Source organism: Rhizobium sp. BT-226 (assembly GCF_025847085.2).
Lineage (GTDB): Bacteria > Pseudomonadota > Alphaproteobacteria > Rhizobiales > Rhizobiaceae > Rhizobium > Rhizobium sophorae.
Genome location: NZ_JAOYTI010000001.1, coordinates 189621 through 215987 on the forward strand (window position 1 = coordinate 189621; position 26367 = coordinate 215987).

Annotated in this window: 31 protein-coding genes and 1 tRNA gene; 19 read left to right on the forward strand and 13 right to left on the reverse strand. The window is 60.2% G+C overall.

The window, feature by feature from the left end; translation table 11 throughout:
• Positions 1 to 56 precede the first annotated feature (56 nt).
• From trmFO to OIU37_RS01105, 3 genes are all read right to left on the reverse strand, one after another.
• Positions 57 to 1490, reverse strand: coding sequence for a methylenetetrahydrofolate--tRNA-(uracil(54)-C(5))-methyltransferase (FADH(2)-oxidizing) TrmFO (gene trmFO, locus OIU37_RS01095; protein ID WP_182209646.1), 1434 nt, complete (start codon positions 1488 to 1490; stop codon positions 57 to 59).
• A gap of 107 nt (positions 1491 to 1597) precedes the next feature.
• Positions 1598 to 1741 carry a DUF1127 domain-containing protein gene (locus OIU37_RS01100; RefSeq protein ID WP_003539017.1) on the reverse strand — a complete coding sequence of 48 codons (144 nt, stop codon included), beginning with the start codon at positions 1739 to 1741 and terminating at the stop codon, positions 1598 to 1600.
• Between the two features lie 292 nt (positions 1742 to 2033).
• Positions 2034 to 2180 (reverse strand): DUF1127 domain-containing protein, encoded by a 147-nt coding sequence (locus OIU37_RS01105; RefSeq protein ID WP_010067591.1) that lies wholly within the window; start codon positions 2178 to 2180, stop codon positions 2034 to 2036.
• An 865-nt stretch (positions 2181 to 3045) separates the two neighbouring features.
• Here OIU37_RS01105 and OIU37_RS01110 point away from each other — a divergent pair.
• The 5 genes from OIU37_RS01110 to OIU37_RS01130 all read left to right on the forward strand — a co-directional run bounded on the left by OIU37_RS01110 (position 3046) and on the right by OIU37_RS01130 (position 7259).
• The gene (locus tag OIU37_RS01110) at positions 3046 to 4149 is read left to right on the forward strand and encodes a DUF2157 domain-containing protein (protein ID WP_182209645.1); all 1104 of its coding nucleotides are present in this window, start codon (positions 3046 to 3048) and stop codon (positions 4147 to 4149) included.
• Positions 4146 to 4736, forward strand: a complete 591-nt coding sequence (locus tag OIU37_RS01115; protein ID WP_171602280.1) for a GDYXXLXY domain-containing protein — start codon at positions 4146 to 4148, stop codon at positions 4734 to 4736. Before OIU37_RS01110 ends, OIU37_RS01115 begins: the two co-directional genes overlap by 4 nt.
• A gap of 153 nt (positions 4737 to 4889) precedes the next feature.
• Positions 4890 to 4974: transfer RNA gene (locus OIU37_RS01120), tRNA-Leu, on the forward strand.
• A gap of 201 nt (positions 4975 to 5175) precedes the next feature.
• The gene (gene tig / locus OIU37_RS01125) at positions 5176 to 6660 is read left to right on the forward strand and encodes a trigger factor (protein ID WP_264255115.1); all 1485 of its coding nucleotides are present in this window, start codon (positions 5176 to 5178) and stop codon (positions 6658 to 6660) included.
• A 176-nt stretch (positions 6661 to 6836) separates the two neighbouring features.
• Positions 6837 to 7259, forward strand: a complete 423-nt coding sequence (locus OIU37_RS01130) for a nuclear transport factor 2 family protein (RefSeq protein ID WP_264255116.1) — start codon at positions 6837 to 6839, stop codon at positions 7257 to 7259.
• Between the two features lie 133 nt (positions 7260 to 7392).
• On the opposite strand, the gene OIU37_RS01135 is transcribed toward OIU37_RS01130, so the two are convergent.
• The 6 genes from OIU37_RS01135 to map form a co-directional block, all read right to left on the reverse strand.
• Positions 7393 to 9162, reverse strand: coding sequence for a radical SAM protein (locus tag OIU37_RS01135; protein WP_129420718.1), 1770 nt, complete (start codon positions 9160 to 9162; stop codon positions 7393 to 7395).
• Between the two features lie 159 nt (positions 9163 to 9321).
• Entirely contained in the window at positions 9322 to 10125 is an 804-nt protein-coding gene (locus OIU37_RS01140; RefSeq protein ID WP_264255117.1) for an endonuclease/exonuclease/phosphatase family protein, read from the reverse strand.
• 166 nt (positions 10126 to 10291) lie between these two features.
• A complete protein-coding gene (gene sthA / locus OIU37_RS01145) occupies positions 10292 to 11698 on the reverse strand; it encodes a Si-specific NAD(P)(+) transhydrogenase (protein ID WP_168316679.1) in 1407 nt (468 codons plus the stop codon).
• 214 nt (positions 11699 to 11912) lie between these two features.
• Complete coding sequence (locus tag OIU37_RS01150) at positions 11913 to 13100, reverse strand: alpha-hydroxy acid oxidase (RefSeq protein WP_264255118.1); 1188 nt, start codon at positions 13098 to 13100, stop codon at positions 11913 to 11915.
• A gap of 186 nt (positions 13101 to 13286) precedes the next feature.
• On the reverse strand, positions 13287 to 14114 hold the full coding sequence (gene radC / locus OIU37_RS01155; protein ID WP_264255119.1) for a DNA repair protein RadC: 828 nt from the start codon (positions 14112 to 14114) through the stop codon (positions 13287 to 13289).
• A gap of 7 nt (positions 14115 to 14121) precedes the next feature.
• A complete protein-coding gene (map, locus tag OIU37_RS01160) occupies positions 14122 to 14958 on the reverse strand; it encodes a type I methionyl aminopeptidase (RefSeq protein ID WP_003558931.1) in 837 nt (278 codons plus the stop codon).
• 248 nt (positions 14959 to 15206) lie between these two features.
• Between map and OIU37_RS01165 the strand changes: the two genes are divergently transcribed.
• The 3 genes from OIU37_RS01165 to OIU37_RS01175 all read left to right on the forward strand — a co-directional run bounded on the left by OIU37_RS01165 (position 15207) and on the right by OIU37_RS01175 (position 16502).
• Positions 15207 to 15866 carry a TetR/AcrR family transcriptional regulator gene (locus tag OIU37_RS01165; protein ID WP_168308866.1) on the forward strand — a complete coding sequence of 220 codons (660 nt, stop codon included), beginning with the start codon at positions 15207 to 15209 and terminating at the stop codon, positions 15864 to 15866.
• Positions 15867 to 15972: 106 nt separating this feature from the next.
• Complete coding sequence (locus tag OIU37_RS01170) at positions 15973 to 16173, forward strand: hypothetical protein (RefSeq protein ID WP_182209660.1); 201 nt, start codon at positions 15973 to 15975, stop codon at positions 16171 to 16173.
• Positions 16170 to 16502 carry a DUF6105 family protein gene (locus OIU37_RS01175; RefSeq protein ID WP_182209640.1) on the forward strand — a complete coding sequence of 111 codons (333 nt, stop codon included), beginning with the start codon at positions 16170 to 16172 and terminating at the stop codon, positions 16500 to 16502. Before OIU37_RS01170 ends, OIU37_RS01175 begins: the two co-directional genes overlap by 4 nt.
• Here the strand turns inward: OIU37_RS01175 and ruvX are convergent.
• Positions 16439 to 16933, reverse strand: a complete 495-nt coding sequence (ruvX, locus tag OIU37_RS01180; protein WP_264255120.1) for a Holliday junction resolvase RuvX — start codon at positions 16931 to 16933, stop codon at positions 16439 to 16441. The genes OIU37_RS01175 and ruvX overlap by 64 nt on opposite strands.
• A gap of 179 nt (positions 16934 to 17112) precedes the next feature.
• On the opposite strand from ruvX, the gene OIU37_RS01185 reads away from it, so the two are divergent.
• The 5 genes from OIU37_RS01185 (at position 17113) to OIU37_RS01205 (ending at position 20501) form a co-directional block, all read left to right on the forward strand.
• Entirely contained in the window at positions 17113 to 17817 is a 705-nt protein-coding gene (locus tag OIU37_RS01185; RefSeq protein WP_264255121.1) for a metal-dependent hydrolase, read from the forward strand.
• A 69-nt stretch (positions 17818 to 17886) separates the two neighbouring features.
• Entirely contained in the window at positions 17887 to 18174 is a 288-nt protein-coding gene (gatC, locus tag OIU37_RS01190; protein ID WP_003558942.1) for an Asp-tRNA(Asn)/Glu-tRNA(Gln) amidotransferase subunit GatC, read from the forward strand.
• A gap of 57 nt (positions 18175 to 18231) precedes the next feature.
• Positions 18232 to 19713 (forward strand): Asp-tRNA(Asn)/Glu-tRNA(Gln) amidotransferase subunit GatA, encoded by a 1482-nt coding sequence (gene gatA, locus OIU37_RS01195; RefSeq protein ID WP_180695291.1) that lies wholly within the window; start codon positions 18232 to 18234, stop codon positions 19711 to 19713.
• The gene (locus tag OIU37_RS01200; RefSeq protein WP_180695290.1) at positions 19704 to 20204 is read left to right on the forward strand and encodes a GNAT family N-acetyltransferase; all 501 of its coding nucleotides are present in this window, start codon (positions 19704 to 19706) and stop codon (positions 20202 to 20204) included. The genes gatA and OIU37_RS01200 overlap by 10 nt, the downstream gene beginning before the upstream one ends.
• 21 nt (positions 20205 to 20225) lie before the next feature.
• Positions 20226 to 20501, forward strand: a complete 276-nt coding sequence (locus tag OIU37_RS01205) for a hypothetical protein (RefSeq protein WP_264255122.1) — start codon at positions 20226 to 20228, stop codon at positions 20499 to 20501.
• 49 nt (positions 20502 to 20550) lie between these two features.
• Here OIU37_RS01205 and OIU37_RS01210 read toward each other — a convergent pair whose 3' ends face one another.
• Positions 20551 to 20808 (reverse strand): YjhX family toxin, encoded by a 258-nt coding sequence (locus OIU37_RS01210; protein WP_168308764.1) that lies wholly within the window; start codon positions 20806 to 20808, stop codon positions 20551 to 20553.
• Positions 20809 to 21118: 310 nt separating this feature from the next.
• On the opposite strand from OIU37_RS01210, the gene OIU37_RS01215 reads away from it, so the two are divergent.
• A complete protein-coding gene (locus OIU37_RS01215; protein WP_130682417.1) occupies positions 21119 to 21628 on the forward strand; it encodes a GNAT family N-acetyltransferase in 510 nt (169 codons plus the stop codon).
• Between the two features lie 4 nt (positions 21629 to 21632).
• Here the strand turns inward: OIU37_RS01215 and OIU37_RS01220 are convergent, their stop codons facing one another.
• On the reverse strand, positions 21633 to 21944 hold the full coding sequence (locus OIU37_RS01220) for a DUF1294 domain-containing protein (RefSeq protein ID WP_171602291.1): 312 nt from the start codon (positions 21942 to 21944) through the stop codon (positions 21633 to 21635).
• 129 nt (positions 21945 to 22073) lie between these two features.
• On the opposite strand from OIU37_RS01220, the gene gatB reads away from it, so the two are divergent.
• Entirely contained in the window at positions 22074 to 23576 is a 1503-nt protein-coding gene (gene gatB, locus OIU37_RS01225) for an Asp-tRNA(Asn)/Glu-tRNA(Gln) amidotransferase subunit GatB (protein WP_222306329.1), read from the forward strand.
• A 3-nt stretch (positions 23577 to 23579) separates the two neighbouring features.
• A complete protein-coding gene (locus tag OIU37_RS01230; protein ID WP_180695288.1) occupies positions 23580 to 24080 on the forward strand; it encodes a GNAT family N-acetyltransferase in 501 nt (166 codons plus the stop codon).
• Here OIU37_RS01230 and OIU37_RS01235 read toward each other — a convergent pair.
• Positions 24077 to 24700, reverse strand: coding sequence for a hypothetical protein (locus OIU37_RS01235; RefSeq protein WP_244956147.1), 624 nt, complete (start codon positions 24698 to 24700; stop codon positions 24077 to 24079). The genes OIU37_RS01230 and OIU37_RS01235 overlap by 4 nt on opposite strands.
• 31 nt (positions 24701 to 24731) lie before the next feature.
• On the opposite strand from OIU37_RS01235, the gene OIU37_RS01240 reads away from it, so the two are divergent.
• The 3 genes from OIU37_RS01240 to OIU37_RS01250 all read left to right on the forward strand — a co-directional run bounded on the left by OIU37_RS01240 (position 24732) and on the right by OIU37_RS01250 (position 26254).
• Complete coding sequence (locus tag OIU37_RS01240) at positions 24732 to 25196, forward strand: GNAT family N-acetyltransferase (RefSeq protein WP_180695287.1); 465 nt, start codon at positions 24732 to 24734, stop codon at positions 25194 to 25196.
• 103 nt (positions 25197 to 25299) lie between these two features.
• Positions 25300 to 25698: an NADH:ubiquinone oxidoreductase subunit NDUFA12 gene (locus OIU37_RS01245; protein ID WP_180695286.1), complete on the forward strand. Its 399-nt coding sequence runs from the start codon at positions 25300 to 25302 to the stop codon at positions 25696 to 25698.
• A 115-nt stretch (positions 25699 to 25813) separates the two neighbouring features.
• Positions 25814 to 26254, forward strand: a complete 441-nt coding sequence (locus OIU37_RS01250; protein ID WP_164023712.1) for a DUF2155 domain-containing protein — start codon at positions 25814 to 25816, stop codon at positions 26252 to 26254.
• Positions 26255 to 26367: the final 113 nt, after the last annotated feature.

Consider the following 26367-nt stretch of genomic DNA (forward strand, 5'->3'; position numbering starts at 1 on the left):
AAGACGTCATGCGGTCGCATGAGCCGGGTTCGATGCGACGCGCTTGAAAACGCCGGTCAGGCGCTTTCGGCAAGCGTCGATTCTTGACCGAGCCAGGCCGCGCAGTCGGCAAGCGCGCGTCGCGCGATCAGCTGCCGCTTCATGATCGTCTTGTCCTTGCCGCGGAAGCGCTTGACGCCTTCAGGCTTGACGATAGAACCCGGCTGGAGCTCCGGAAACAGCCCGAAATTGATGTTCATCGGCTGGAACGATCGTTTGCCCGGCTCCTCGTCGGTGACGAGGTGCCCACCGGTAATATGACCGAGCAGCGAGCCGAGCGCCGTCGTCGCCGGCGGTAGCGAAATCGCCTCACCCTTGCGTTCGGCGGCGGCGAAACGCCCGGCCATCAGCCCGACGCTGGCGCTTTCTACATAACCCTCACAGCCGGTGATCTGGCCGGCAAAGCGCAGGCCGGGCCGCGATTTCAGCGTCAGCGACGGATCGAGCAGGGTGGGGGAGTTGATATAGGTGTTGCGGTGCAGGCCGCCGAGACGGGCAAATTCGGCATTTCCCAGACCCGGGATCATCCGGAAGATTTCCGCCTGCGCGCCATATTTCAGCTTCGTCTGGAAGCCGACCATATTATAGAGCGTGCCGAGCGCATTGTCCTGCCGCAGCTGCACGACGGCATAGGCCTTGACTGTCGGATTATGCGCGTTCGTCAGCCCCATCGGCTTCATCGGCCCGTGGCGCAGCGTCTCGCGGCCGCGTTCGGCCATCACCTCGATCGGCAGGCAGCCGTCGAAATAAGGCGTGCCCTCCCATTCCTTGAAACCGACCGTGTCGCCTGATATCAGCGCGTCGACGAAGGCATTGTACTGCGCCTCGTCCATCGGGCAGTTGATATAGTCCTTGCCTGTGCCGCCGGGTCCGACCTTGTCGTAGCGCGACTGATACCAGCAGATATCCATGTCGATGCTCTCGCGGTAGACGATCGGCGCGATGGCGTCGAAGAAGGCAAGCGAATCCTCGCCGGTTTCCGTCTGGATGGCGTTCGCGAGCGACGGCGCCGTCAGCGGTCCGGTGGCGACGATGGCAAGATCCCAGTCCTTCGGTGGCAGGCCGGTGATCTCTTCACGCACGACGGTGATGAGCGGGTGGTCATGGATTGCTTTGGTCACCGCCTCGGAGAAGCCGTCGCGATCGACGGCGAGCGCACCGCCGGCCGGTACCTGGCACCGATCGGCAGCGGCCATGATCAGCGAGCCCGCCATGCGCATCTCGGCATGGATGACGCCGACGGCATTGCTGGTCGCATCGTCGGACCGGAAGGAATTGGAGCAGACGAGTTCGGCAAGACCGTCGGTCTTGTGCGCATCCGTGCCGCGCACCCCGCGCATTTCATGCAGGATGACCGGAACGCCGGAACTGGCGATCTGCCAGGCGGCTTCGGAACCGGCAAGCCCACCGCCGACGACGTGGATAGGGGAATAGCAGGAGATCGTGTTCATTCCGGGCTGATATCATGTCGGCCGGTGTGATCCAACACCCTGGAATCAAAAACGGCGCCCTGGGGCGCCGTCTTGGAAGCATCGCACTCGCTATTAGCGGCCCGTTATTAGCGGAACGAGCGGGATGCGATATTCCGGATGTCGTAGCGGCTGACGCCGATATCGGACAGGGTCTGGTTCGAAAGGCCGCCGAGTTCATTGAGCGTACGACGGTAGCTGAGCCAGCTTCTTGCAATGCGGATCGGGTTCATTGTCTTCTTCCTATGTCCGCGGGACGGCGGGATCGCCTGTCTCTCTGCGGTTGATGTTTATATAGGCGAGAATCGTCCAATTGTGCAGTGCAAATAAAAGGCGTCTGCCATGCAATTGTGCACGATGATGCTCTTCAATTAAGCAGCGGATATTTTTTGAGCGGGCTAACGAGTCGGAAACCTTCAACCGCTGCGGCAGCCGTATGCAGACAAACGAAAACGCCCGCTGTGGGAGGCAGCGGGCGTTTCAATAAAAGACGATCTGCTCGTAAAGAGCAGTCAACCGCCTGAATTAGCGGGAAGAAGCCTCACGGGCAACGCGATGGATGTCCGAACGGTCGATGCCGAGATCGTGCAATTCGCGGTTGGTCATGCGGCCGAGTTCCGTGACGGTCTGACGATACTTGCGCCAGTTGTTGAAAGAGCGAGAGAAGTTCATGTTAAGCCCCTTTCCGAGGGTTTCATCTGCCAGCAGCCACCGATCGGCGCTGACCTCTATTTGATGACTGGAATATATGTTGCGACGCGAAAGACTAAAACAGCCAAGTTTTCAGATCACCTATGCGATCTATGCAATGCTCAAGAGGTATTTGACGCAGACTTACCGCTTTTTGGTCAACGAATAGGCAGAATGACTTTTGGGAAAGCAGTTTGGACGAAGCGGGTGGCACCGCAGAAAACGCTGCTTGCTCCGATGGTTCCGCCCGTCCAGCCGCTGCAAAGAGGCGCGCCGTTTCGGATCGGAAGCTGCCCATCTCTTCGCAGGGTTGGTGGGGCGCTGTGACGACAATGCGGCATTGATGGCGCCGCGCGACGAGAATCCCCTCACTGCCAAGGCTTTAATGAAGCTTTGGCTAAGTGAAAACGCCCGCCGGGGGAGGATCCGGCGGGCGTGTTATGGTGACTGACAACTGGGAGGAGGAGTGTTGCCAGTCTATCGCAGCGCGCTGGGAGGAGGAGTGCGCGACTGCGAATCTCGTCACGGACAAGGCATCCGCGGGCGTCCGGCTGATGCCGGGCCGGGGCGCCATCCCCGTGCTTCGATGTGTTGATCAATAGTATGACTAATGAATATTGTGCAGTGCAATAAATTCATGGGGGATATGCGCGGATTGCATGCCTCTCCGTCCATAGGCTTATATTAGTGCTTCTGACGTTAGCGGCCGGTTAACACCCGATACTATTTAGACCAATGAGGAACTTGTATATTTGTCGCAAGAGCGTTTGCGGACACCCGTGCTGCGTCTATAACGGCGTGAGCCCGCAGCGCCGCAGTCGGCGTTACGGAAATCGAGAGGTTGAGCATGTATCGCGGCAGATTGGAGCGGGATCTCTCGCTCTGGGTGGGCAAGGGCCTGCTCGGGCAGGAAACGGCAGGTGCGCTTCTCGCCGAATATGACAGCCGCCCGGCAAACTTCAGCCTCGGCAGGGTGCTGATGGCGCTGGCGGGGGTGCTGCTTGCAGCTGCCATCCTGCTGGTCGTCGCCTCCAACTGGGAGGCCATCCCGCGCCTGGTGCGCGTGGGGGGCATCCTTGCCCTGATCTGGGTGGTGCATATCGCCGCCGCTCGGATGCTTGCCCGTGGTGCGACAGCCGCCGCAGGTGGCTTGCTGGTCATCGGCGCGATGAGTTTCGGCGGCGCCATCTCGCTGGTCGGGCAGATGTATCACCTCTCCGGCGACGAGCAGACGGTGATGTATCTGTGGTTCGCGATTGCGACGATCTCGGCGATCCTGTTCCGTTCGGGCGCCGTGACCGTCGTCGCCGGCTTCCTCTCCTGGGCGTCGTTTGCCGTCTATCTTGAGAATTACGACACGCATTGGATAGGGTTCGATCCCTGGATGGCGCCCGTCATGGCGGTGATCGTCATCGGGCTGGTGCGCTATACCGGCGCCGAGCGGGCCCGCCACCTGGCCTATCTGCTGCTGATCGGCTGGCTTGCCTGGCTCTATACTCTTTATGAGGAGGTGGCCGTGGCACTGGCCTTTGCGATCGGCGGCATGGCGGCCTTCGTCCTGACGGCGTTGCCGCTCCGGCCTATTGCCTCCTTGGTCAGAAGCGCCGGTGCGGCTCCTGCCTTCTACAGCTTCCTCGTCGCCGTAATCGGCTTCCTGCTGCTGCATATCGAAATCGAGGACGGCTGGGGGCTGGTGGTGCTCGGAGTGGCGACGCTTGCCGCTTCCGTGCTGGCAATCGTCCTGCGTGGCAGGGATAATGGCGCGGTGCGATATCTCGCCTATGCGACCTTCGCCGCGGAGATGCTGTATCTCGCCTCTGTCACCGTCGGCTCGATCCTCGGCACGTCGAGCCTCTTCCTGTTCTCCGGTCTCGTGGTGGCACTTGTCGCCTGGATGGTCATCCGTCTCGAGCGGCGTTTTTCGGCGAATGCACAGGGGGAGCGCGCATGAGCTCGTTCATGGCAAGGCTGCAATCCGGCAAAGGTTATCTCTTTTCGGCGATCATCGTCGCCGGTTTGCAGACCCTCATCCTCGGCACGATCATCCAAAGCCGGGCGTCGATCCTCAGCGAGGGCGCCGAGGTGCTGCTGAAGACGGCTCCCGTCGATCCGCGCGATTTCCTGCGCGGCGACTATGTCGTCTTGAACTACGACATTTCCTCGGTGCCGGTGCAGACGGTTTCCGGCGGCATTCCGGCCGAGGCCGGCGAGCGGGTGTTATGGGTCCGGTTGAAGAAGCAGGAGGACGGTTTCTGGACGGTGACCGAATCGTCCTTTCACGAACTGCCTCCGCAGCCGGAGTCCGTGATCCTACGCAGCCAGCCGTTTTATAGTGGCGGCCTTGCCGCCGGCGACAGCATGCGTGTCGAATACGGCATTGAGCGCTACTACGTTCCTGAAGGCGAGGGCAAGCCGATCGAGGAGGCCCGCAATGACGGCAACGTTGCCATCGCAGTGCGTATCTCGCCTGATGGAAGCGCACAGATTCGCAGCCTTCTCGTTGACGGCAAGCCGGTTTACGACGAGCCGCTTTACTGATCCGACGGCACTTCGCAGGAGCGCGGCTCCAGGGCCGCAAGTCCCCTGTCATTTGCCGTTCATTTTTCCTTTGCCTCGACCAAATCGGGTGATATAGAGACGCCGCGCTCCGGAAGGCCTCATGCGCAGGCATAGGCATGCGGTTTTGTGAACGCGGGTATGGTGAAATTGGTAGACACGCCAGATTTAGGTTCTGGTGCCGCAAGGCGTGGGAGTTCAAGTCTCTCTACCCGCACCAAGCTGTTTGCAGGCGGGAGACTAAGAATCGGTTGTTCCAGAACAATTGAGAGTTGTCCCGAATAGCCCCGCGAGTGCCATTCCGCTTTGGGCGGAATGATATGGAATTGGGAAAAGCCACGCGCGGCAGGATCGCCGGCGTCGTGCTCATCGAAACGAACGGCGTCTGGGCACGGCCGCCACGAAATGAAGGTAGGAAGACATGCAGGTTATCGAAACGCTCGCTGAAGGGCTGAAGCGCGAAATCAAGGTCGTTATCCCGGCCAAGGACATGCAAGACAAGATGAATGAGCGTCTTGCCGATGTGAAGGACAAGGTTCGCATCAACGGCTTCCGTCCGGGCAAGGTCCCCGCTGCTCACCTGAAGAAGGTCTACGGCAAGTCGATCATGGCCGACCTCGTCAACGAGATCGTCCGCGAGCAGCCGGCCGCCATCCTGTCCAGCCGCGGCGAGAAGTCGGCCACGCAGCCGGAAATCGCCATGACGGAAGACAAGGACGAAGCCGACAAGATCCTCGCCGCCGAGCAGGATTTCGAATTCACGCTCTCCTATGAAGTGCTGCCGCCGATCGAACTGAAGTCGGTCAAGGGCATCAAGGTCACGCGCGAAGTCATCGACATCTCGGACGACGAAGTCAACGAGCAGGTCCTGAAGGTCGCCGAAAGCGCCCGCGCCTATGAGACCAAGACCGGCAAGGCCGCGAACGGCGACCGCATCACCATGGATTACGTCGGCAAGGTCGACGGCGAAGCCTTCGAAGGCGGCACCGACCAGGGCGCCGAACTGGTGCTCGGCTCCGGCCGCTTCATTCCGGGCTTCGAAGACCAGCTCGTCGGCGTCAAGGCCGGCAACGAGAAGACCATCACCGTGACCTTCCCGGCCGACTACCCGGCCAAGAACCTCGCCGGCAAGGAAGCGACCTTCGACGTCACCGTCAAGGAAGTTGCAGCACCTGCCGATTTCGAGATCAACGACGAACTCGCCTCCAAGCTCGGCATCGAATCCGCCGACCGCCTGAAGGAAATCGTCCGTGGCCAGATCGAATCGCAGTACGGCTCGCTGACCCGCCAGAAGCTGAAGCGTCAGATCCTCGACCAGCTCGACGAGATGTACAAGTTCGAGACCCCGAACTCGCTCGTCGACGCCGAATATAACGGCATCTGGAGCCAGGTGAACAACGACCTCGCCCAGTCCGGCAAAACCTTCGAGGACGAAGACACGACCGAGGAGAAGGCTCGCGAGGAATACAAGGTTCTCGCCGAGCGTCGTGTCCGCCTCGGCCTCGTTCTCTCCGAAATCGGCGAAAAGGCCGGCGTCGAAGTCAGTGAAGACGAGATGCAGCGCGCCATCTACGAGCAACTGCGCCAATATCCGGGCCAGGAAAAGCAGATCCTCGAATTCTTCCGCAGCCAGCCGGGTGCCGCCGCTTCGATCCGCGCACCGATCTTCGAAGAGAAGGTCATCGATCACCTGCTGACCGAAATCGACGTCACCGACAAGAAGGTGACCAAGGAAGAGCTGCTCGCCGAGGAAGAAGGCGAAGCCAAGGCCGAAACCAAGAAGGCCGCACCGAAGAAGAAGGTTGCCGCCAAGGCCGAAGCAGCTGACTCCGGTGAAGGCGAAGAAGCCGCACCGAAGAAGAAGGCTGCTTCGAAGAAGAAGGCGGCTGACGAAAGCGCCGAATAATCGTTTTTCAGTTATGAAGTTTGGAAGGCCTCGCCATCGTGCGAGGCCTTTTTCTATTATCCAAGACAGTATTCATTCTCGCCGCCTACTCCATTGTGTCTATTCATGCGGAACAACAAAGAGTTGCATTAACATATAATTGGATGCAGATTTCGTTGATGGTAGGAGGACCTGAAATGACTGCAAAGCATGACATGAAGAAGCTCGTGGAGGAAATCTATACTGTGCGTGACCGTGGCGATGTCGAAGCTACGCTGGCGCTGATCGGCGAGAATTGCACCTTTCGCATGGTCGGCAGTACACGGATGGCGCCGTTTTCGACTGAATCAAGCGGGCATGCTTTTCGCCAGGCGATAACGCAGCTAATCACAGTGTGGGATCTATCGAATATCAGGACAGCCGGCATCTATGTGGACGAGGATGAGCATATGGTCTTTGCCCACCGCGAAGGCGAGGTCAGGCACATTCCATCGGGCGTGAGCTTCCATACGGAATTCGTCGACAAGATCCATTTCCGAGATGGGAAACCGGTCAAGATCGTCGAATTCGTCGACACGCTGCAAGTGGCCGAAACGACCAAGATGATCCAAGTGGCTTAAACGGCCACCAAAGTCGGAGCTTTCAAAGCGCGTTGTCAAACTTGATTCATGCGACGCGCTTTAGCGACATACACTGGCTTTAGAGTTTGGTGCCGCCCATGTTTTCGGGTCAGCAGCCGTTCAGAATTACTGCTCAATGCGCTGTCAGTTGCGCAACTTTCCTGACATGGCTGACGGCTGCGGCGCCGCCGGCGGTCTGTGTGAAGAGGTGGAGCGTTTCTTCTTCGTCATCGGCGACCGGCGTCAGAGCCTGATCCATATAGGTCTTCGACTTCGCATCCCTTGAAATCAGAAATGCCGAAATCGTCAGGCCAATGATCGTGCCGGCGAGCGAAGCGTGTTTGCGGAAGGTTTCCCAGGCAAAGCGCGGCCAGAAGACCAGCGGATTTTCACGCGGCAGGTCCGGGCGCCGCTCCGACGGCGTCTTCAGGCGCAGCAGCCCGCTTTGCAACGGATGCACGTTTTCCAGCGGCACGGTGGTCGCGAAGGAGACGAGAACCTTGACGAGCCTTGCGAGCGGCACCCCGGTCGCCACCGCGCGGCGCAGCAGCGTCTTCATATGATCAGGCGAATAATAGAGCGCCCAGGCCTCGTGGTAGATGTCTTCCCATTCCTGCTTGCTCATCTTCGGATGCGCGGTGCAGACATGCTCGACATCGTAGATGTTGAGATCGGCATCCATCTCGACGCCCTTCTTCCACAGGACCTGATGGTCCTCGGAGCCGGGCAGCGGCGTCAGGATGAAGAATTCGATGACGTCGAGCGGCAACTCTTCCTGGATGATCGCGATGTCGCGGCGGATCGATTCCGGCGTATCGGCAGGGAAGCCCAGGATATAACCGGCGAGCGTCATGATGCCCTGTGCCTTCCAGGCGAGCAGCATCTTGCGATATTCGGTGATCTTGTTCTGGTTCTTCTTGGCGGCGGTCAGATTGTCCGGATTGACGTTTTCGAGGCCGATGAAGACGCGGGTGACGCCGGCGCGCCTGGATTTCTCGATGAAATTGGGGATCTTGTGGCAGAGCGTGTCGACCTGGATCATCAGGCCGAGCGGAATGCCGTCCCGCTCCTTGAGTTCGATCAACCGGTCGAAGATCGCTTCCCAATCCTTGTTGCGGGCGAAATTGTCGTCGGTGATGAAGAATTTGTGGATGCCCTGCGCCCAGTTCATCCGCACCAGCTTTTCGACGTCGTCGGCCGAACGGAAGCGCGACTTGCGTCCCTGTACGTTGATGATGGTGCAGAACGAGCACTGGTAGGGACAGCCACGTCCGGCATCGAAGCTGGTGCTGAGCCCGAGCGTGCGCTGGATATTGTCCTTCGGCAGGAAGGGAACCGGCGTGCCGCCGATGCCGGGAAGGTCGTTCATGAAATTATAGAGCGGCTTCAGCTCGCCGGCGGCGGCGTCGCGCAGCACCATGTCGAGCCGGCCCTCGGCCTCGCCGGCAAACATCGAGATGCCCATGTCGCGGCAGGCGTCGAGCCCGACCGCCTTGCCATCCAGCATCGACAGGCAGCCGGAAACATGGAAGCCGCCGATCGACACCGGCAGGCCGGCATCGCGGAAGGGGCGGGCGATATCGAGGGCGCGCGGATATTGGTTGGTCTGGACGCCGACGAGCGCGATCATGCCGAAATTGTCGTGACGCTTGAATTGCGCCAGCAGTCCGGCGATATCGATCCGCGTATTGGTCTCGTCGATCACGGTGATGTCGATCGCCGTATCGTCTCCGAGCACCTTGCGCTCGGCGCATTCGGCGGCAATGCCGTAGAGCGCTGCCAGCGAATTGGAGGGGATCATCGCCCGCCACCAGCGGATGACGTAGCCGTCGTCGTCATAATGCGACGGCTTGATCAGGATCAGCTGAAAACGTCTGCGCGCAGCTTCCAAGACATGGGACAAGAGTATCTATCTTTCTTTAGAAGCTTTTGCCCGAAGGCAAAATGGCGTTGAAGGCATATACAAGCACGACGTATCAATGCGATTTAGGCGGTCAAACTAAGGCGTAAAAAAACGGCACGGCGCGCAAACGCGTCGCGAAGTGTATCATTCCTCAATATACTACCCGATATCGAGCAGCAATGCGCGATGGTCGGAGACTTCGGGCGCCTCGACCAACTCGAATTTGGCAACCTTCACCCCTGGCGTCACCAGCATGTAGTCGGCAAAGCGGCCCTGCTTCAGATAGTAGGAGGTCCGCGTGTCTACAAGGCCGTTTCCGGTGACAAGGTCGGAAAGCCCGAGTCTGGCGAGAATCGCAAAGGTCGCGCTGTCAGGCAGCACGTTGAAATCGCCGCAGACGATGAGCCCTTCGTCGCCGGGCCAGACGCGCTCGATGAGCTTGACCAGTGCTACGGCCTGGTCGTCGCGCGCCGGGGTGTCGCCCTTGCCTGCGGGATCGCGCAGGCCATGCATGTGGGCGATGGTCACGGTAGAAGCGTGCTCATGGCTGAAGAGACGGATGCAATGGGCGTTTCGCGGCCGCGGATGCTCGCCCCAGCCATCAGCGGAAAAACGGCCGTGCACGAAGTCCAGCCCTTGGGCGATGACGGAATGCGTTTTGCGTACGAAGGTCGCCAGCCCGAATTCGGCGACAATGGCAGTATCGCCGTCGAAGAGTTCGCCTCTCGATGTCGGGCAGAAGAAGCTGTCGTGGCCGGGCAGGGCGGTGCTGATCTCGGTAAAGAGATTGAAGCGCTGCGGCAGCTCGACATCACCATCCCGATAGATCGACCAGCCTGAGCGGGTGCCGGGTGCGCGCAAAACCTCCTGCAGGCACAGCACATCCGGATCTGCCTCGGTGACGTAGGTAATCAAGGCCTCGTGCAGCCTACCGCCCCATGCGTTCAATGAAATGATGCGCAATGCGATACGGCTCCGTTTTGGCGGCCGGCTTAGAGCGGTTCAGCTTTTTAGCGGAAGCGCAGAACCGCTCTATCCTTTTGTTTTTACGCAATTCCAGACGGAAAACCGCTTCACACTTTTCCTGGAATTGCTCTAGACGGCAGTTCCCTCGACGATGCGACGGACTTTAGAGCTCCGACTTGATGTCGCCCATCCGGTTCCAGGCATCGAGGCCGGCGATCTTGTAGGCTTCGGCGAGCGTCGGATAGTTGAAGGTGTTCTCGACGAAATATTCGACGGTCCCTTTGAGATTAAGCACGGCCTGGCCGATATGCACCAGTTCGGTGGCGCCTTCGCCGACGATATGCACGCCGAGCAGGCGTCGCGTCTTCAGCGAGAAGATCAGCTTCAGAAGCCCGGTGTCGAGGCCCATGATGTGACCGCGCGAGGTTTCGCGGAAGCGGGCGATGCCGCATTCATAGGGAATGCCACGCTCCTTCATCTCTTCTTCGGTCAGGCCGCAGGTCGAAATCTCCGGCACGGCATAGATGCCGTAGGGGAAATATTTCGGCGGTTCCTTGGCGACCGCGCCGATCGCGACGCGGGCGGCGATGCGGCCCTGTTCCATCGAGGTCGAGGCAAGGCTTGGAAAGCCGACGACGTCGCCGGCGGCGTAGACGTTGGCAACCGATGTCTGGAACGTTTCCGGATTGACCTTGAGACGGCCGCGGCTGTCGGCTTCGAGGCCGATGGCGGGAAGGTTCAGCGTGTCGGTCGCGCCCATGCGGCCGGCGGCGAACAGCACCATGTCGGTCGTCAGGCGCCGGCCACTGTCGAGCGTCAGCTCGACCTTGCCGTTTTCAAGCGTCTCCACCTTGTCGGCCTTCTGGCCGAGCAGCAGCTTCATGTTGCGGTCGCGCAGCTGGTAGGTAAAATCCTCGATGATTTCCTTGTCGATGAAGTCGAGCATCGTCGCCTTCGGGTCGATGACGGTAACGGCGGTGTCGAGCGCGCTGAAGATCGTCGCATATTCGATGCCGATGACGCCGGCGCCGATGACGACCATCGATCGCGGCAAGTCCTGTATGTCGAGCAGTTCGTCGCTGTCGAGAACGGTCTTGCCGTCGAAGGGTATGTAATCGGGGCGGAACGGCTTTGTGCCGACGGCAAGCAGCACGCTGGCGCCGGTGACCTGCGTGGTCTCGCCGTCATCCTTGATCACTTGCAGCGTCGACGCATCGATGAAGCTCGCCTTGCCGCGAATATGCTGTACGCGGTTGCGGGCGAACTGGTGCTCCAGCACCTCGACCTCATGGTCGAGGGTGATCAGCAGGCGACGACGCAGGTCTTCGGCGCTAATCTCCTGCTTGACGCGGTAGGCCCGCCCGTAAAAGCCGCGTTCACGCCAGCCGGAAAGGTTGAGCGCAGTCTCGCGCAGCGTCTTCGAGGGAATTGTGCCGGTGTGGACCGACACGCCGCCGACGCGTTTGCCCTGCTCGATGACGAGCACTTTCTTGCCGAGTTTCGCAGCCTGGATCGCGCCGCGGCGCCCTGCGGGACCGCTACCCACCACAACGAGATCGTACTGAAACATCATCAAGCCCCGGATTGGAAAGGAATCATTTTGCAACGCAAAATGTCGCCCGTCCATCGTTAGCCGGTCAATGTTACAGATTGTTTTACGGCGGCCTGATTGGTCCTGACGGGTGCTTTTTCGGGCAAGTGAGCCCTTCGGGAAACAGCTTTACACCATGGGTCGTAGCTGACCGGCAGGCAGCGCTTGCCATGCTCGACGGCGCGACGGCATTTCATCCGCGGGTGATGTAGTCCGCGGAAATATCGCTCACTTTGGTGACGCCGAGCAACGCCATATTGCTATGCAATTCCGTCTTTAGAATATCGGCCGCCTTAAGCACGCCCGGTAGACCCGCAACGGCTGCGGCATAAAGGAACGGCCTGCCCACGAACACGAAACAGGCCCCGAGCGCGAGGGCCTTCATGATATCAGTTCCACGCCTGAAACCGCCATCGACCATGACGGCAACGCTGTCTCCAACACGGGACGCAATCTCCGGAAGGACCTGAAGGGGAGATACGGTACCGTCGAGCTGGCGGCCGCCATGATTGGAGACGATCACTCCATCCGCCCCTGTGTCGACAGCCCGCGCCGCGTCGTCAGGATGCATGATCCCCTTGACCACAAGTTTTCCGGACCACCTGTTGCGTATCCGCTCCAGATGGTTCCAGTTGAGATGGTCGCGCCTGCCGAAATCGCGCGTGACATTCGAGGAGATGATCGGCGCGCCTCTTGTGGCATAGGAATTTTCAAAATGCGGAATGCCGTGCCGGGCGATCGTGCGCAGGAATGTGCCGGTGGTCCAGCGCGGGTGCGAGATGCCCTGCCATGCCAGGCGGAGACCGGGACGCAGAGGCGTCGAAAATCCGGCCCTTACATTGTTTTCACGATTTGGCAGCGTGGCTGTGTCCACGGTCAGCAGAAGCGTGCGCAAGCCGGCCGCGCCGACGCGATCGATGAGAGCATCGATACGGTCGGGTTCGCCGGGGAGATAGGCCTGAAACCATGCTTGCGGCGAAACCGCAGCGATCTCTTCCAAAGGGATAAGCGATGAACCGCTTATGATCATCGGGATTCCCGATTGATCCGCTCCTTGCGCCAGCACGATGTCACCTCGATAGGCCATCAGCGCGCTGATACCCATCGGCGCGATGCCGAATGGTGCGGCATGGGTCTTGCCGAAGAGGCTCGTCTCGGTGCTGCGTTTCGAGACGTCCCGAAGGACACGAGGCCGGAAGGCATAGCCCTGGAAAGCCTCTGCGTTAAGCCGTAGCGACGCATTCGTCTCGGTTGCGCCTGCGATATAACCGAATAGGGGCTTTGGCAGATGTCGCCGCGCCTTTATTTCAAAGTCATCGAGGCAGAGCACGTCGCGGCAGAGCCGGGTCGATCGATCGGTGTTGCCGCTGCGGATCGTCATGGAGCTTCATCTTCTCGGTATTTCGGGCGGGCATTGTCCAGGCTTTGGTGGTGCAGGACTGCATACAATCCCGCACCACCGACTGCTGTCAACTCCAGCATTCCTCAGTCTTCTCGCGGGATGGACCGGGGCATGATCGACGCGCCGGGGCTCTGCATCTCGTCGGCGACCGGCCGCAGTGTTTGTTCAGATCAGCTTCAGCCCCTTCAGGCTGACATGGCCATCCCTGCCGATGATGACGTGGTCGTGGACGGTGATGTCCAGTGCCTTGGCCGCGTCGATGATCACCTTCGTCATGTCGATGTCGGCGCGCGATGGCGTGGGATCGCCGGAGGGGTGGTTGTGCACGAGGATCATGGCCGTTGCCGAAAGCTCAAGTGCGCGTTTGACCACCTCGCGCGGATAGACCGGCGTATGGTCGACCGTGCCGCGGCCCTGCACCTCGTCGGCGATCAGCACATTTCGCTTGTCGAGGAAGAGGATGCGGAACTGCTCGCGGGTCTCGTGCGCCATGGCGGCATGGCAATACTGGATAACCGAAGACCACGAGGACAGGACCTGTTTGCTCCTGAGTTCGCTCTTCAGCGTCCGGTGAGCGACAGTCGAGATCAGCTTCAAGTCGAGCGCCACGGCCTCGCCGACGCCCTTGACCTCCATCAGCAGCGCCTGAGGCGCACCGAAGACGCCCGAAAGCGAGCCGAACCGTTCGATCAGCGCCTTGGCGATCGGCTTGGTGTCGCGCCGCGGGATCAGGCGGAAAAGTAAGAGCTCGAGGATTTCGTAGTCGGCAAGCGCGGTGTCGCCGAGTTCGCGGAAGCGGTCACGCAACCGCTCGCGATGGCCGTGATAATGCTCTTGGCCAACAAGCGAGGCGGGCAGGGCGGTCCTGGCATTCGTTATCGACGGTTTTTGGGGCTGTCCTGCAAAGAATGAACGTTCGTCGGCGGCAATGGGCTCTTGCGTCTCGAAAGGCAGCTCGTCGTCGGAAGATGTCGAAACGGGCCCCTTCGCCATCGGACCGTCACCCGTTGTGCGACGGCAGGCCGGGGCGGTCGAGGCCGCCAGGCGACAGCGTGAAGATCTCGCAGCCGTCGGAGGTGACGCCGACCGTATGTTCGTACTGGGCTGAGAGCGAGCGGTCGCGGGTGACCGCCGTCCATCCGTCGGCCAGCACCTTCACGTGCGGCCGGCCGAGGTTGATCATCGGCTCGATGGTGAAGATCATGCCTTCGCGCAGCTCCGGGCCTTCGTTGGCGCGGCCGTAATGCAGGATATTCGGCGAATCGTGGAACAGCCGGCCAACGCCATGGCCGCAGAAATCGCGCACCACCGAACAGCGCTCGGCTTCGGCATAGGTCTGGATCGCCTCGCCGATCGCTCCGGTGCGAGCGCCGGGCCTGACGGCGGCAATGCCGCGCATCAGCGATTCATACGTGACCTCGAGCAGCCGCTCGGCAGCACGCTTGACGACGCCGACGGGATACATCCGGCTGGAATCGCCGTGCCAGCCGTCGAGCACGAAGGTGACGTCGATATTGACGATATCGCCGTCACGCAGCGGCTTGTCGTTCGGAATGCCGTGGCAGACGACGTGGTTGATCGAGGTGCAGGTCGATTTGGTGTAGCCGCGATAGTTCAGCGTCGCCGGATAGGCGCCGTGATCCATGCCGAAATCGAAAACGAACCTGTCGATCTCATCGGTCAGCAGGCCGGGCTTGACGATGTCGGCAAGCGCATCGAGGCAGCGCGCGGTCAGCTGGCACGCCCTGCGCATGCCCTCGAATGCTTGCGCGTCATAAAGCCGGATGGCGCCCGTATTCTTCGGGGGCGCGGTAGAGGCTTCGATATAGTTCACCATTGCAGGGCCTTAGTGGAGAATATTAGAATTGTTCATAATGCAGCTATGCCGGGTTCGTCCATCGCGATCAACCGCCAGGACGAGATTTCTGAACCGATCCGATCCGCTCAACGTGCAGCCATCCACATCCGTTCGACGGACAATCATCGGTCCGGCTGGAATATCCACAATCTTCCCAAAGGGATAGGATTGATTGCATGAAGCCTCCCCGCTACTCACCGCTTGGTGACAGCGGGGAAGGGTCGATCATGCTGAATGAAGCCGTAAATCTTGTAAATTCACCCGGGACCGGCGAGGGGCCGGAACGGCGCGTGCGTGATCGCGGCGCCACCGAGCGCACAATTCTTGCCGCCGCCAAGGGGCTGCTCGCCGAGGAAGGCTTCCAGAATTTCGGCATCAACGCGGTCGCCCGCCGCGCCGGTTGCGACAAGCAGTTGATCTATCGTTACTATGGCGGCCTCGACGGCTTGGTCGAGGCGATCGGCGCCGATCTCGGCACATGGGTGAAGGATCGCATTCCGGAAGACGCCGGCGGCATGTTCCTGCTCACCTATGGCGACCTGATGGAGCGGCTGTCGCTTCTTCTCCTCGACGCCTTGAGAAACGATCCGCTGATGCGCCGCATCCTCGCCTGGGAGATATCGGAAAACACCGAGCAGGTGAGGCGGTTGTCCGAGGCGCGTTCGAAGGCGCTCGCCTTGTGGCTCGAGCGCATGCGCGGCTCGCTGGCGCCGCCGAAGGGCGTGGATGCAACAGCCGTCAACGCCGTCGTCATCGCCGCGATCCAGCACCTTGTGCTCGCCGCCGCAGCCGGCGGGCAGTGCGCCGGCCTGTCGCTGAAAACGCCCAAGGACTGGGAGAAGGCGGCGACGGCGTTGAAGCGCATCGTGCGCGGCGTCTATGGCTGATACCTGCCTCATCCACAGGGGGGCGGGGCCTCACGTTAACCTTAACAAATGGTTTACGTTGCGTGGGGGTGTTTAACCCGACAGTGTGGCGGTGAGCAGAGATGTTATGAGTGAGAGTGCCCGAGTGACGGCCATGGGAACCAAGATCGCTAAAGTCGCGCTTCTGGTGACGGCGATGATGTTTTTCGCAGTCCTGGCGCTGGATATCGCAATTCCGGCGCTGGTGCTTTGCATCATGGCATTGTCGATCTGGTTGGTCTCCCTCGATCTGCCCGTGGCGCGCAAGCATGGAGGAGAGGCCGCATGAAGTGGTTTCTGATCTTCTGGGCCGGCCCCATCGTCTTTCTGGGCGGATGGTACTGGCTCTCCTATTACGACATGAGTTTCGGCATCTTCATGCTGAGCCGGCAGGTCCATGACCTGACCTTCGAGCTTTACGGCAAGGCGCTCGGCATTCCGCCGGAGACCATCCCGCCGCTCGTTGCCCGCGCGATCGCGGTGGACAGCCTCGTCGTCTTCGCCATTATAGGCCTTCGGAAGCGCAAGTCGATTATCGGCTGGTGGAAGGCGCGTCAGGCGCTGAATTCCTCTCCGTCAGACCTTGCCAGCAAGGAAAGCCTGTCGAGCGCGCCCTGAAGGATGAAGCTTGCCGCGGCCGAATCGATCCGATCGGCCCGCTTGGCGCGCGAGACGTCCATTTCGAGCAGCGTCCGTTCGGCGGCAACCGTCGAAAGCCGCTCATCCCAATAGACGAAGGGCAGCGCCGTCTTCTGCTCCATATTACGCACGAAGGCGCGCGTCGCCTGCACACGCGGACCCGCTGATCCGTCCATATTCATTGGCAGGCCGATGATGAAGCCTGCGACCTTTTCCGATTGTGCGAAATCCAACAGCGCCTGGGCATCGATGGTGAACTTGACGCGGCGGATCACTGTGCGCGGCGTGGCGAAACGCCGCCCGAGATCGGACATCGAAAGCCCGATCGTCTTGGTGCCGAGATCGAGGCCGGCAATCGCCTGTCCCGGGGCAAGCATCTCGGCCATTTCCTCGATCGTCAACACCGTCATCGCCGTTTCATCCCGTCAAAACAAATTGAAGTCGCCGCCGCTTTTCTTTGCGGCCGCATAAGATATGTCCTTAGGGCATGACGCCGAAAAGTGTGAGCGGTTTTCGGACGACATCATGCTCTCATTCTTTGATGTGGCATCGAAACCGGCTTTGCATCACGTAATAAAGGAGACATTTCATGAAGATCACCTGGCTCGGCCATTCCGCCTTCCGCATCGAGACATCAAAGGCGAAGATCCTGCTCGATCCATTCCTCAGCTATAACGCCTCCTTTTCCGGCCAGGATATCAAGGATGTGTCCGCCGGCATCACCCATATCTTGTTGACGCATGGCCATGGCGACCATGTTGGCGATACCGTGGCACTCGCCAAGGAAACCGGTGCTGTCGTTCTCGCCAATGCCGATCTCGCCGCTTGGCTCGGCTCCAAGGGCGTCGACAAGATCGAGATGGGCAATACCGGCGGCACGATCGCGCTCGGCAGCTTCTCGGCGACCTTCACCAATGCGCTGCATTCCTCCGCCCAGATCACCGAGGACGGCGTCTCGCACGCACTCGGCAACGCCAACGGCCTGATGCTGCATTTCGACGACGAAGCCTCGATCCTTGCCATGGGCGATACCGATATCTTCTCCGACATGGCGCTGATCAATGAATTGCACCAGCCTGATATCGGCTTCGTGCCGGTCGGAGACCGCTTCACCATGGGTGGCGCGGTGGCAGCACTTGCCTGCCGGCGCTATTTCAACTTCAAGACCGCGGTCCCCTGCCACTACGGTACCTTTCCGATCATCGACCAGACGGCTGAAAAATTCGTTGCCGGCATGGAGGGATCGAAGACGGATGTGAAGGCAATCAGGCCTTCCGAGAGCCTGTCGATCTGACGAAACCCCGTTGCGTAAGGCGGACATGGCCTTTATAGCGGGTAGGAAAAATCCTATCCGGAGAATGCCATGTCCGTCGATCTTGCCACCGTGAAGCGCGTCGCCCGCCTTGCCCGTATTGCCGTCTCCGAGGACGAGGCAAATCGCATGGTCGGCGAGCTGAACGGCATCCTTGGCTTCGTCGAGCAGCTCTCCGAAGTGAATGTCGACGGCGTCGAGGCGATGACCTCGGTGACTCCGATGGCGATGAAGAAGCGGACCGATGAGGTGACCGACGGCAGCAAGGCAGCCGATATCGTCGCCAATGCGCCCGTCACCGACCACAATTTTTTCCTGGTGCCGAAAGTCGTCGAATAAGGTTTCGAAGCCTCTTTCCGACCCAGTTGCCATTTCCAGACCTGAAGCGAAAACACGATGAGCGAACTCACCAGCCTGACCATTGCCGAAGCCCGCCAGAAGCTGCGCGCCAAGGAAATCACCGCGATCGAACTGACCGAAGCCTATATCTCGGCGATCGATGCGGCCAATGGCCGGTTGAACGCCTATATCAAGATCACGCCGGATCTTGCCCGCGTCATGGCGAAGAACTCCGACGCGCGCATCGCCGCCGGCAAGGCGGGCGACCTCGAAGGCATTCCGCTCGGCATCAAGGATCTCTTCGCCACCGTCGGTGTTCACACCCAGGCCTGCAGCCACATTCTCGATGGTTTCGAGCCGCGTTATGAATCGACCGTGACGCAGAACCTCTGGGATGACGGCGCCGTCATGCTCGGCAAGCTTAATATGGATGAGTTCGCCATGGGCTCGTCCAACGAGACCTCGCATTACGGCCCGGTGATCAATCCCTGGCGTGCCGCAGGCTCCAACCAGCAGCTCGTGCCCGGCGGTTCGTCGGGCGGTTCAGCCGCAGCCGTCGCCGCGCATCTTTGCGCCGGCGCCACCGCGACCGATACCGGCGGCTCGATCCGCCAGCCGGCTGCCTTCACCGGCACCGTCGGCATCAAGCCGACCTATGGCCGCTGCTCGCGCTGGGGCACCGTCGCCTTCGCCTCTTCGCTCGACCAGGCAGGCCCGATCGCCCGCGACGTACGCGATGCCGCCATCCTTTTGAAGTCGATGGCAAGCGTCGACGCAAAGGACACGACATCGGTCGATCTGCCGGTGCCGGATTACGAAGCAGCTCTCGGCCAGTCGCTGAAGGGCATGAAGATCGGCATTCCGAACGAATACCGTGTCGACGGCATGCCGGATGAGATCGAGACCCTCTGGCGCCAGGGCATCGCCTGGCTGAAGGATGCCGGCGCCGAGATCGTCGACATCTCGCTGCCGCACACAAAATATGCCCTTCCGGCCTATTACATCGTCGCTCCCGCCGAGGCATCCTCGAACCTCGCGCGTTACGACGGTGTGCGCTACGGCCTGCGCGTCGACGGCAAGGATATCGTCGACATGTATGAGAAGACGCGTGCCGCGGGCTTCGGCAAGGAAGTCAAGCGCCGCATCATGATCGGCACCTATGTGCTGTCGGCCGGTTATTACGATGCCTATTACATCCGCGCCCAGAAGGTGCGCACGCTGATCAAGCGCGATTTCGAACTCGCCTTTGACGCTGGTGTCGATGCCATCCTGACGCCGGCAACGCCGTCGTCGGCCTTCGGCGTTGCCGATGAGAACCTCGCCGCCGATCCGGTGAAGATGTATCTGAACGACATCTTCACGGTGACGGTCAACATGGCAGGCCTGCCCGGCATCGCCGTGCCGGCCGGCCTCGACCATAAGGGCCTGCCGCTCGGCCTGCAGCTGATCGGCAAACCCTTCGATGAGGAAACCCTCTTCAAGACCGCTCATGTCATCGAGCAGGCAGCCGGCCGGTTTACGCCGGCCAAGTGGTGGTAACGGATCTAACGATCCGAAGAATAACGGCTGCCGACCACGAAACGGTCGGCGCCGTCGGCTTTGCCGCATGGGCCGCCAGTGATGCCTTCGAGGACAACTATCTCGATCCCGATGTAATCGCCAGGGTGCGGGACGAGTTCGCCATCTTTCCTAAGGAAACGAAAGGCGAGATCGTCGTTGCCGAACGGGGCGGGACGATTCTCGGCTGGGGCGCGCGTGAAAATCAACCGAATTATGTGTCCGACCTCTGGGTGCATCCCGACCACCAGGGCAACGGCGTCGGCCGGGCTCTCCTGCTTCATTTGTGCGAGCTGATGGCGGCAGAGGGGCTGGCGACTGCCAGGCTCGACACGCATGCCAGGAATGAGCGCGCGATCTGGCTCTACGAACGCTGCGGCTTCACGATCATCTGGCGCGGCCGCGAATTTTCGAAGAGCATGGGCGTTGAACTTCAAAAGGTGCATCTGGAGAAGCGGTTGCCTGACCGATAGCGGGAACCAGGAGGGGGTCTTATGGCGAACAATGATCTTGCGCAATTAATCGAGGCATTCGATCGCCTCTCTGCCGGCGGTTTCGCCATGGGTGCGGATTGGCAGGCGGTGCACGACATCTGCCAGCGCCACGAAGGCGAACAGCCGTTCGATTGGGGGCACGCCCTTTGCCATCGCATCGAGGGCGATGACTGGAATGCCGACTACTGGTATCGCCGCGCCGGCAAGGCGCGGGGCACGGGCACGATGGCAGTCGAGTGGTCGGCGATGCGGACGGAACTCTCTGCAAAGGTTTGAGGCGACACCCCCGATCGCCCCGTTCGAGACGCGATCGGGAGTGCCACTATTACCTGTTGTTCAGCTGAGACCTGACCAACTTCAGCCCTCTTTCGGTGATCCGGTAGGGGTGGCCGCCTGAGGACTTGATTGCCTTCAGCCGCTTCAGCCTGCGGAAGAGATCGAGGTCGACCCCGGGATAGAGCCAGCCGTCGCGAGTGAAGCAACTGACCGCCTCGATCTTCCTGTCGTCGTCGCGGGTAATTTCGATGCGGCCGCCTTGGGCCATGAGATGCAGGATTCGCTGCTCCGTGCGAGAAATGTCCATATGTTGAGATCCGGTATCGCGCCCGGCAGGGCGCACAAAAACGATCTGGCGCTCATTCGAACGTCAGGGCTTCGTTTTTTTCGGGCCCATGCGCGCAAGGAAACTTGCGGGCAGGGCCTTTACCGGGTCTCAGGCAGGCTCAACATAAAACACCTCGATAAGACCTATTATTCAGCCCGGAAAATTCGGTCAAGACGTGTTTGCCTCTCAAAACCAGCCGAAAACCGCGGTTTCGGTCGATCATCCTGTTGGAGCTACTGGTAAAATCCGCGACTCAATGGTCTAGTTGAGGCGTAACGCGGAGGTGTCGTTGATCCACATTCGCAATGCCCGCGACGGTGAAGCGGAGCTATTGAGCGAGATCGGGCTCAGGGCCTGGCAAAAGGCGATGGCGTCGATCGGCGAATCGGACGCGATGATCGACGCGGCGCGCAACGCCTTCCGGAACTTCGTGGAAAACGACTGGCTGACCATCACCGTCGTCGAGCAGAACGGCCAGGTCGCGGGCTGGGCGGCGCGTGAGGGATTGGACGAAACCATCTCGGATTTCTGGATCGATCCCGCATTCACCCGCCAGGGTCTCGGTTCGGCCCTTCTCGTCCGCATCGAAAAGGAGATTGCCGATCAGGGCTTCGAGAAGGCGGCGATGCAGACCCATTCCGGCAATAGCGAGGCGATCGGCTTCTTCCAGAAGCACGGCTATAGCATTCATTGGCTTTCGGTTGCCTACAATCCAAAGCTCGACCGCGACGTGCCCTCCGTTGGACTGACGAAACAGCTCGTTTCGGACGGCCAAGGTGGATATGGCCAGGAATTCTGACGCTTCAAAAATCCTGAGGAAGCAGAAGGCCCCATTGCGGCACGAAGGCGAGGATAGCAATCAGCGCGCCGTGGAGGATCAGGATCGCCGCCAGGATTGACCGGAACGGCTCCTTTCTCGTCTTGTGCCGCAGCAACTGCTGTGCCGCCACCGCGCCAAGGCTGCCGCCGATCAGCGCCAGCAAGAGAAGTGTGCGCTCGCTGATGCGCCGCTTGCCGTGGCGCGCCGCCTGCTTGTCCCTGAAATAGATCGAGAATACTAAAAGGTTCAGGGCCAGAAACAGGAAGGCCCATTTGATAATATCGATCATCGTCATAGGGGAACCCTACCGCGGCTCCGTTAATGGACGGCAAAACCGCAATGCGCGTCATGGCGAAAGCCTTGCACCGGCACGCCATTTCCTTTACCTCACCAGTGGAAAAGAACAGCCTGCAAAGAGCATCAGATGACCCTTGTCGACGTCCGCACGCCTGATCCGAAACGCTTCATCCCCGGCGCCACCGGCGACTGGGAAGTCATCGTCGGCATGGAAGTCCATGCCCAGGTGCTGTCCAATTCGAAGCTCTTCTCCGGCGCCTCGACGGAATTCGGCAAGCCGCAGAATTCGAACGTCTCGATGGTCGACGCCGCCATGCCCGGCATGCTGCCTGTCATCAACGAGGAATGCGTCAAGCAGGCTGTTCGCACCGGCCTCGGCCTGAAGGCCCAGATCAACAAGCGCTCCCTGTTTGATCGCAAGAACTATTTCTATCCCGACCTGCCGCAGGGCTATCAGATCTCGCAGTTCAAGGATCCGATCGTCGGCGAGGGCAAGATCGTCATTTCTCTCGGGCCGGACCGCCAGGGCCAGTTCGAGGATATCGAGATCGGCATCGAGCGCCTGCACCTGGAGCAGGATGCCGGCAAGTCGATGCATGACCAGCACGCGACCATGTCCTATGTCGATCTCAACCGTTCCGGCGTTGCCCTGATGGAGATCGTCTCCAAGCCGGACATGCGCTCGTCCGACGAGGCCAAGGCCTATATGACCAAGCTGCGCTCGATTGTGCGTTATCTCGGCACCTGCGACGGCAACATGGACGAGGGCTCGATGCGCGCCGACGTCAACGTCTCCGTCCGCCGTCCGGGCGAGGATTTCGGCACGCGTTGCGAAATCAAGAACGTCAACTCCATCCGTTTCATCGGCCAGGCGATCGAATATGAAGCCCGTCGCCAGATCGGCATTCTGGAGGATGGCGGCAAGATCGATCAGGAGACCCGCCTGTTCGATCCGAACAAGGGCGAGACGCGCTCGATGCGCTCCAAGGAGGATGCGCACGACTATCGTTATTTCCCCGATCCGGATCTGCTGCCGCTCGAATTCGACGATGCCTTCATCAAGGCGCTCGAAGCCGATCTGCCGGAACTGCCTGACGACAAGAAGGAGCGCTTCGTGCGCGAGCTCGGCCTGTCGATCTACGACGCCTCGGTGCTCGTTTCCGAAAAGGCGATTGCCGATTATTTCGAAGCGGTCGCCGCAGGCCGTGACGGCAAGACGGCGGCCAACTGGGTGATCAACGATCTGCTTGGAGCCCTGAACCGCACCGGCAAGGACATCGAGCAGACGCCGGTTTCGCCGGCCCAGCTCGGCGCCATCATCGATCTTATCAAGGCGGGAACCATATCCGGCAAGATCGCCAAGGATCTCTTCGAGATCGTGCTCACCGAGGGCGGCGATCCCGCCGAGATCGTCGAAGCGCGCGGCATGAAGCAGGTGACCGATACCGGCGCGATCGAAAAGGCCGTCGACGAGATCATCGCCGCCAATCCGGACCAGGTCGAAAAGGTCAAGGCGAAGCCGACCATGGCGGCATGGTTCGTCGGCCAGGTGATGAAGGCGACCGGCGGCAAGGCCAATCCGCAGGCTGTTCAGGCCCTCGTCAAGGCGAAGCTCGGCATCGAGGAGTAAGCGGTGTATTTCGTCCGCACTGCCGGCGAGCGCGACCTGGAGAAGGTGCGCGCGCTGCTGGCGGAGAGCTTTCATGCCGCCTATGACGGTCTCCATGGCCGAGCTAAAGTAGATGAACTGGTCGCCCATCTCTTTTCGCCGGCGGCGCTGAAGGCGCGGCTGGTGCGAAAGGATGCCGAATTCCTCGTTGCCGATGACGGCCGTAATATCGGCGGCATGGGTTATGCGGCAATGTCGCAGGCATTGACGAAAACGGTCATGCTGCATCTCCTCTATGTCAGGCCGGCGCTGCAGCACCAGGGTATCGGCCGCGATATCTTCGCCGAGCTCGAAACCTGCTTTCCCGATGCGGAGATCATGCGCCTCGAAGTCGAACCGCAAAACGCTGCGGCGATCGCCTTCTATCTCACGCACGGCTTCACCGAGATCGGCCGCAACGAGAATGACGGGGCCGGACAATCCGGCATTCCGGCATTGGTGTTGGAGAAGCGCTTGGCGGGTTAAACGCCCGTATCGCTGAGTGCCTTGTGGTGGCTGTGGTAGGTCTGGAGCAGTTGCAGCAGTCGCTCCGTGCTGACGGTAAGGCCACTCGTTTCGATGCGCAGTTGCCGAAGTTCATTCGTGGCACGTGCGGTATGGAATAGTGAGAACACCGGTTTGCGACCCTGAATGCTGCCTGGTCGACACCAGACAGCGATTGTATCTCCGGTGCCTTCTGCGTCCGTTCCCGGCGATGCCGACAACAGGTTGCCCAGAACCAGATAAATTGTTCGCAAAATCCTTTGCGCCAGCGTGGGTGCCGCCGCCTCGATGCGTGCGACTGCCGGCCACGGAATTAATTCTTGCATTAGCCGAAGATCTTTAAAGCCATTTGGGCCTATCGCAATGATCGTCTTATTGGATGAAAAGATCAGGATATAAAGATTGCAAAATAGGTAGTACGCAATTGGCGGCCCACAGAGGACGGACAGGAAAAACGAATTCAAAGTTCCATCGAAAAGCCAGAAGCCGAGAACAATCACTAGTGTTGATAGTGCAATTCTAAGCCAAATGTCCCTAGCGGAGTATCCGACCTCACGGATATCGCTCAAGAACATCCGCCTTTTTCCTTCTGCAACAATCATCGTCCGATTCCTACATAGGTAGAAAAGTGTGATGCCACAAGATTTGAATATCCGTGAAGCTTGCAAGGACGACCTGCCTGCGCTGGTGGCTATGTTTTCGGCCGACGCACTCGGCGGTCACGGGGATACCACCGAAGCTGAAGCCTTTCCAGATTATGTCAGGGCATTTGCCATCATCGAGGCCTCGCCCGACCAGACGCTTTACGTCGCAGAGCGCGGCGGCGAGGTCGTCGGCACTTTTCAGACGATGGTGACGACTTCGCTCACCGGCCGTGGCTCCTCGGCGATGATTATCGAGGCGGTGCAGACACGCGCCGATATGCGCGGGCAGGGGGTCGGCGGACTGATGATTGAATTCGCCATTGCCGAGGCAAAAGGCCGCGGTATCGGGCGGGTTGCCTTGACCTCGAATGCGATACGCAAGGATGCCCATCGTTTCTACGAAAGGCTGGGCTTCAAGCCCTCGCATCTCGGCTTCAAGCTGGCTTTGAAATGACCCGTGACTGTCGCGGAATCGCTGGACAATTCGGCTTGGCGACGGCATAAGCGAGGAAACGAATTCTGGTTTGGCTCGCATCTGGCGGGCACAAGGAAAAGACATGTGGAATCTTCTGGTTCAGACCTTTACCTGGTGGAACGGTCAGACGATGGGCACGCGTTTTGCGACCTGGCGTTTTGGCAAGCGCGTCGGCGAGGATGAATTCGGCAACGTCTACTACGAAGGCGGCATGTCCTCCTACGGTCTGCCGAAGCGCTGGGTGATCTACAAGGGTTATGCCGAAGCCTCCGCGATTCCGCCGGGTTGGCATGGCTGGATGCATCATCGCACCGATGTTCCTCCGTCCAGGGAAAACTACGTCGCCAAGGAATGGCAGAAGCCGCACCGGCCCAACCATACCGGTTCGCCGCAGGCCTATCGTCCGCCGGGCTCCATCGCCGTTCCGGGCGAACGTCCGCGCGTCACCGGCGATTACGACGCCTGGACGCCAGGCAACTGAGACGGCTCGACCGGGCGATCCCAAGACCCGGCTTTTGGCCACAATTGACCTTTACCCGCAGGTTGGCCGCGCTTGACCGCGGCCGTGAACTGAAAATGTCTGGAGACGGGTACATATGAAGCTCTTCACGCGGAACATGGTCCTGCGTGCCGCCGGATCGCTGCTGGCGCTCTCGGCCCTGCTTCCGCCAGTTGCGGCACATGCCGCACGCATCGAAAATCCGGTTGCCGTCTTTTCCGGCCTCGACAAGATCACCGGCCGCATCACGACCTTCGACGTCTATGTCAACGAGACGGTACAGTTCGGTGCGCTGCAGGTGACACCGAAGGCCTGTTATTCGCGCGACCAGTCGGAAGCACAGAAGATCGACGGTTTCGTCGAGGTCGACGAGATCACCCTCGACCGCAAGATCCGCCGCATCTTCACCGGCTGGATGTTCGCAGCCAGCCCCGGCCTCAACGCCGTCGAGCACCCGATCTACGACGTCTGGCTGAAGGATTGCAAGGCGAACTCGGACGTCCCGGCTCCCGACGGCGCCAAGGCGACAGCGCGCTAAAGCCTCTCAGAGCCTGACTCGAAAGGTGCTCAACGGTATCGGTATCTTGCCAAGCGCCGTGTGAGGACGGAAATCAGTCCGGCCAATTGTGGTTTCCGTTCGACCTTAGCAAA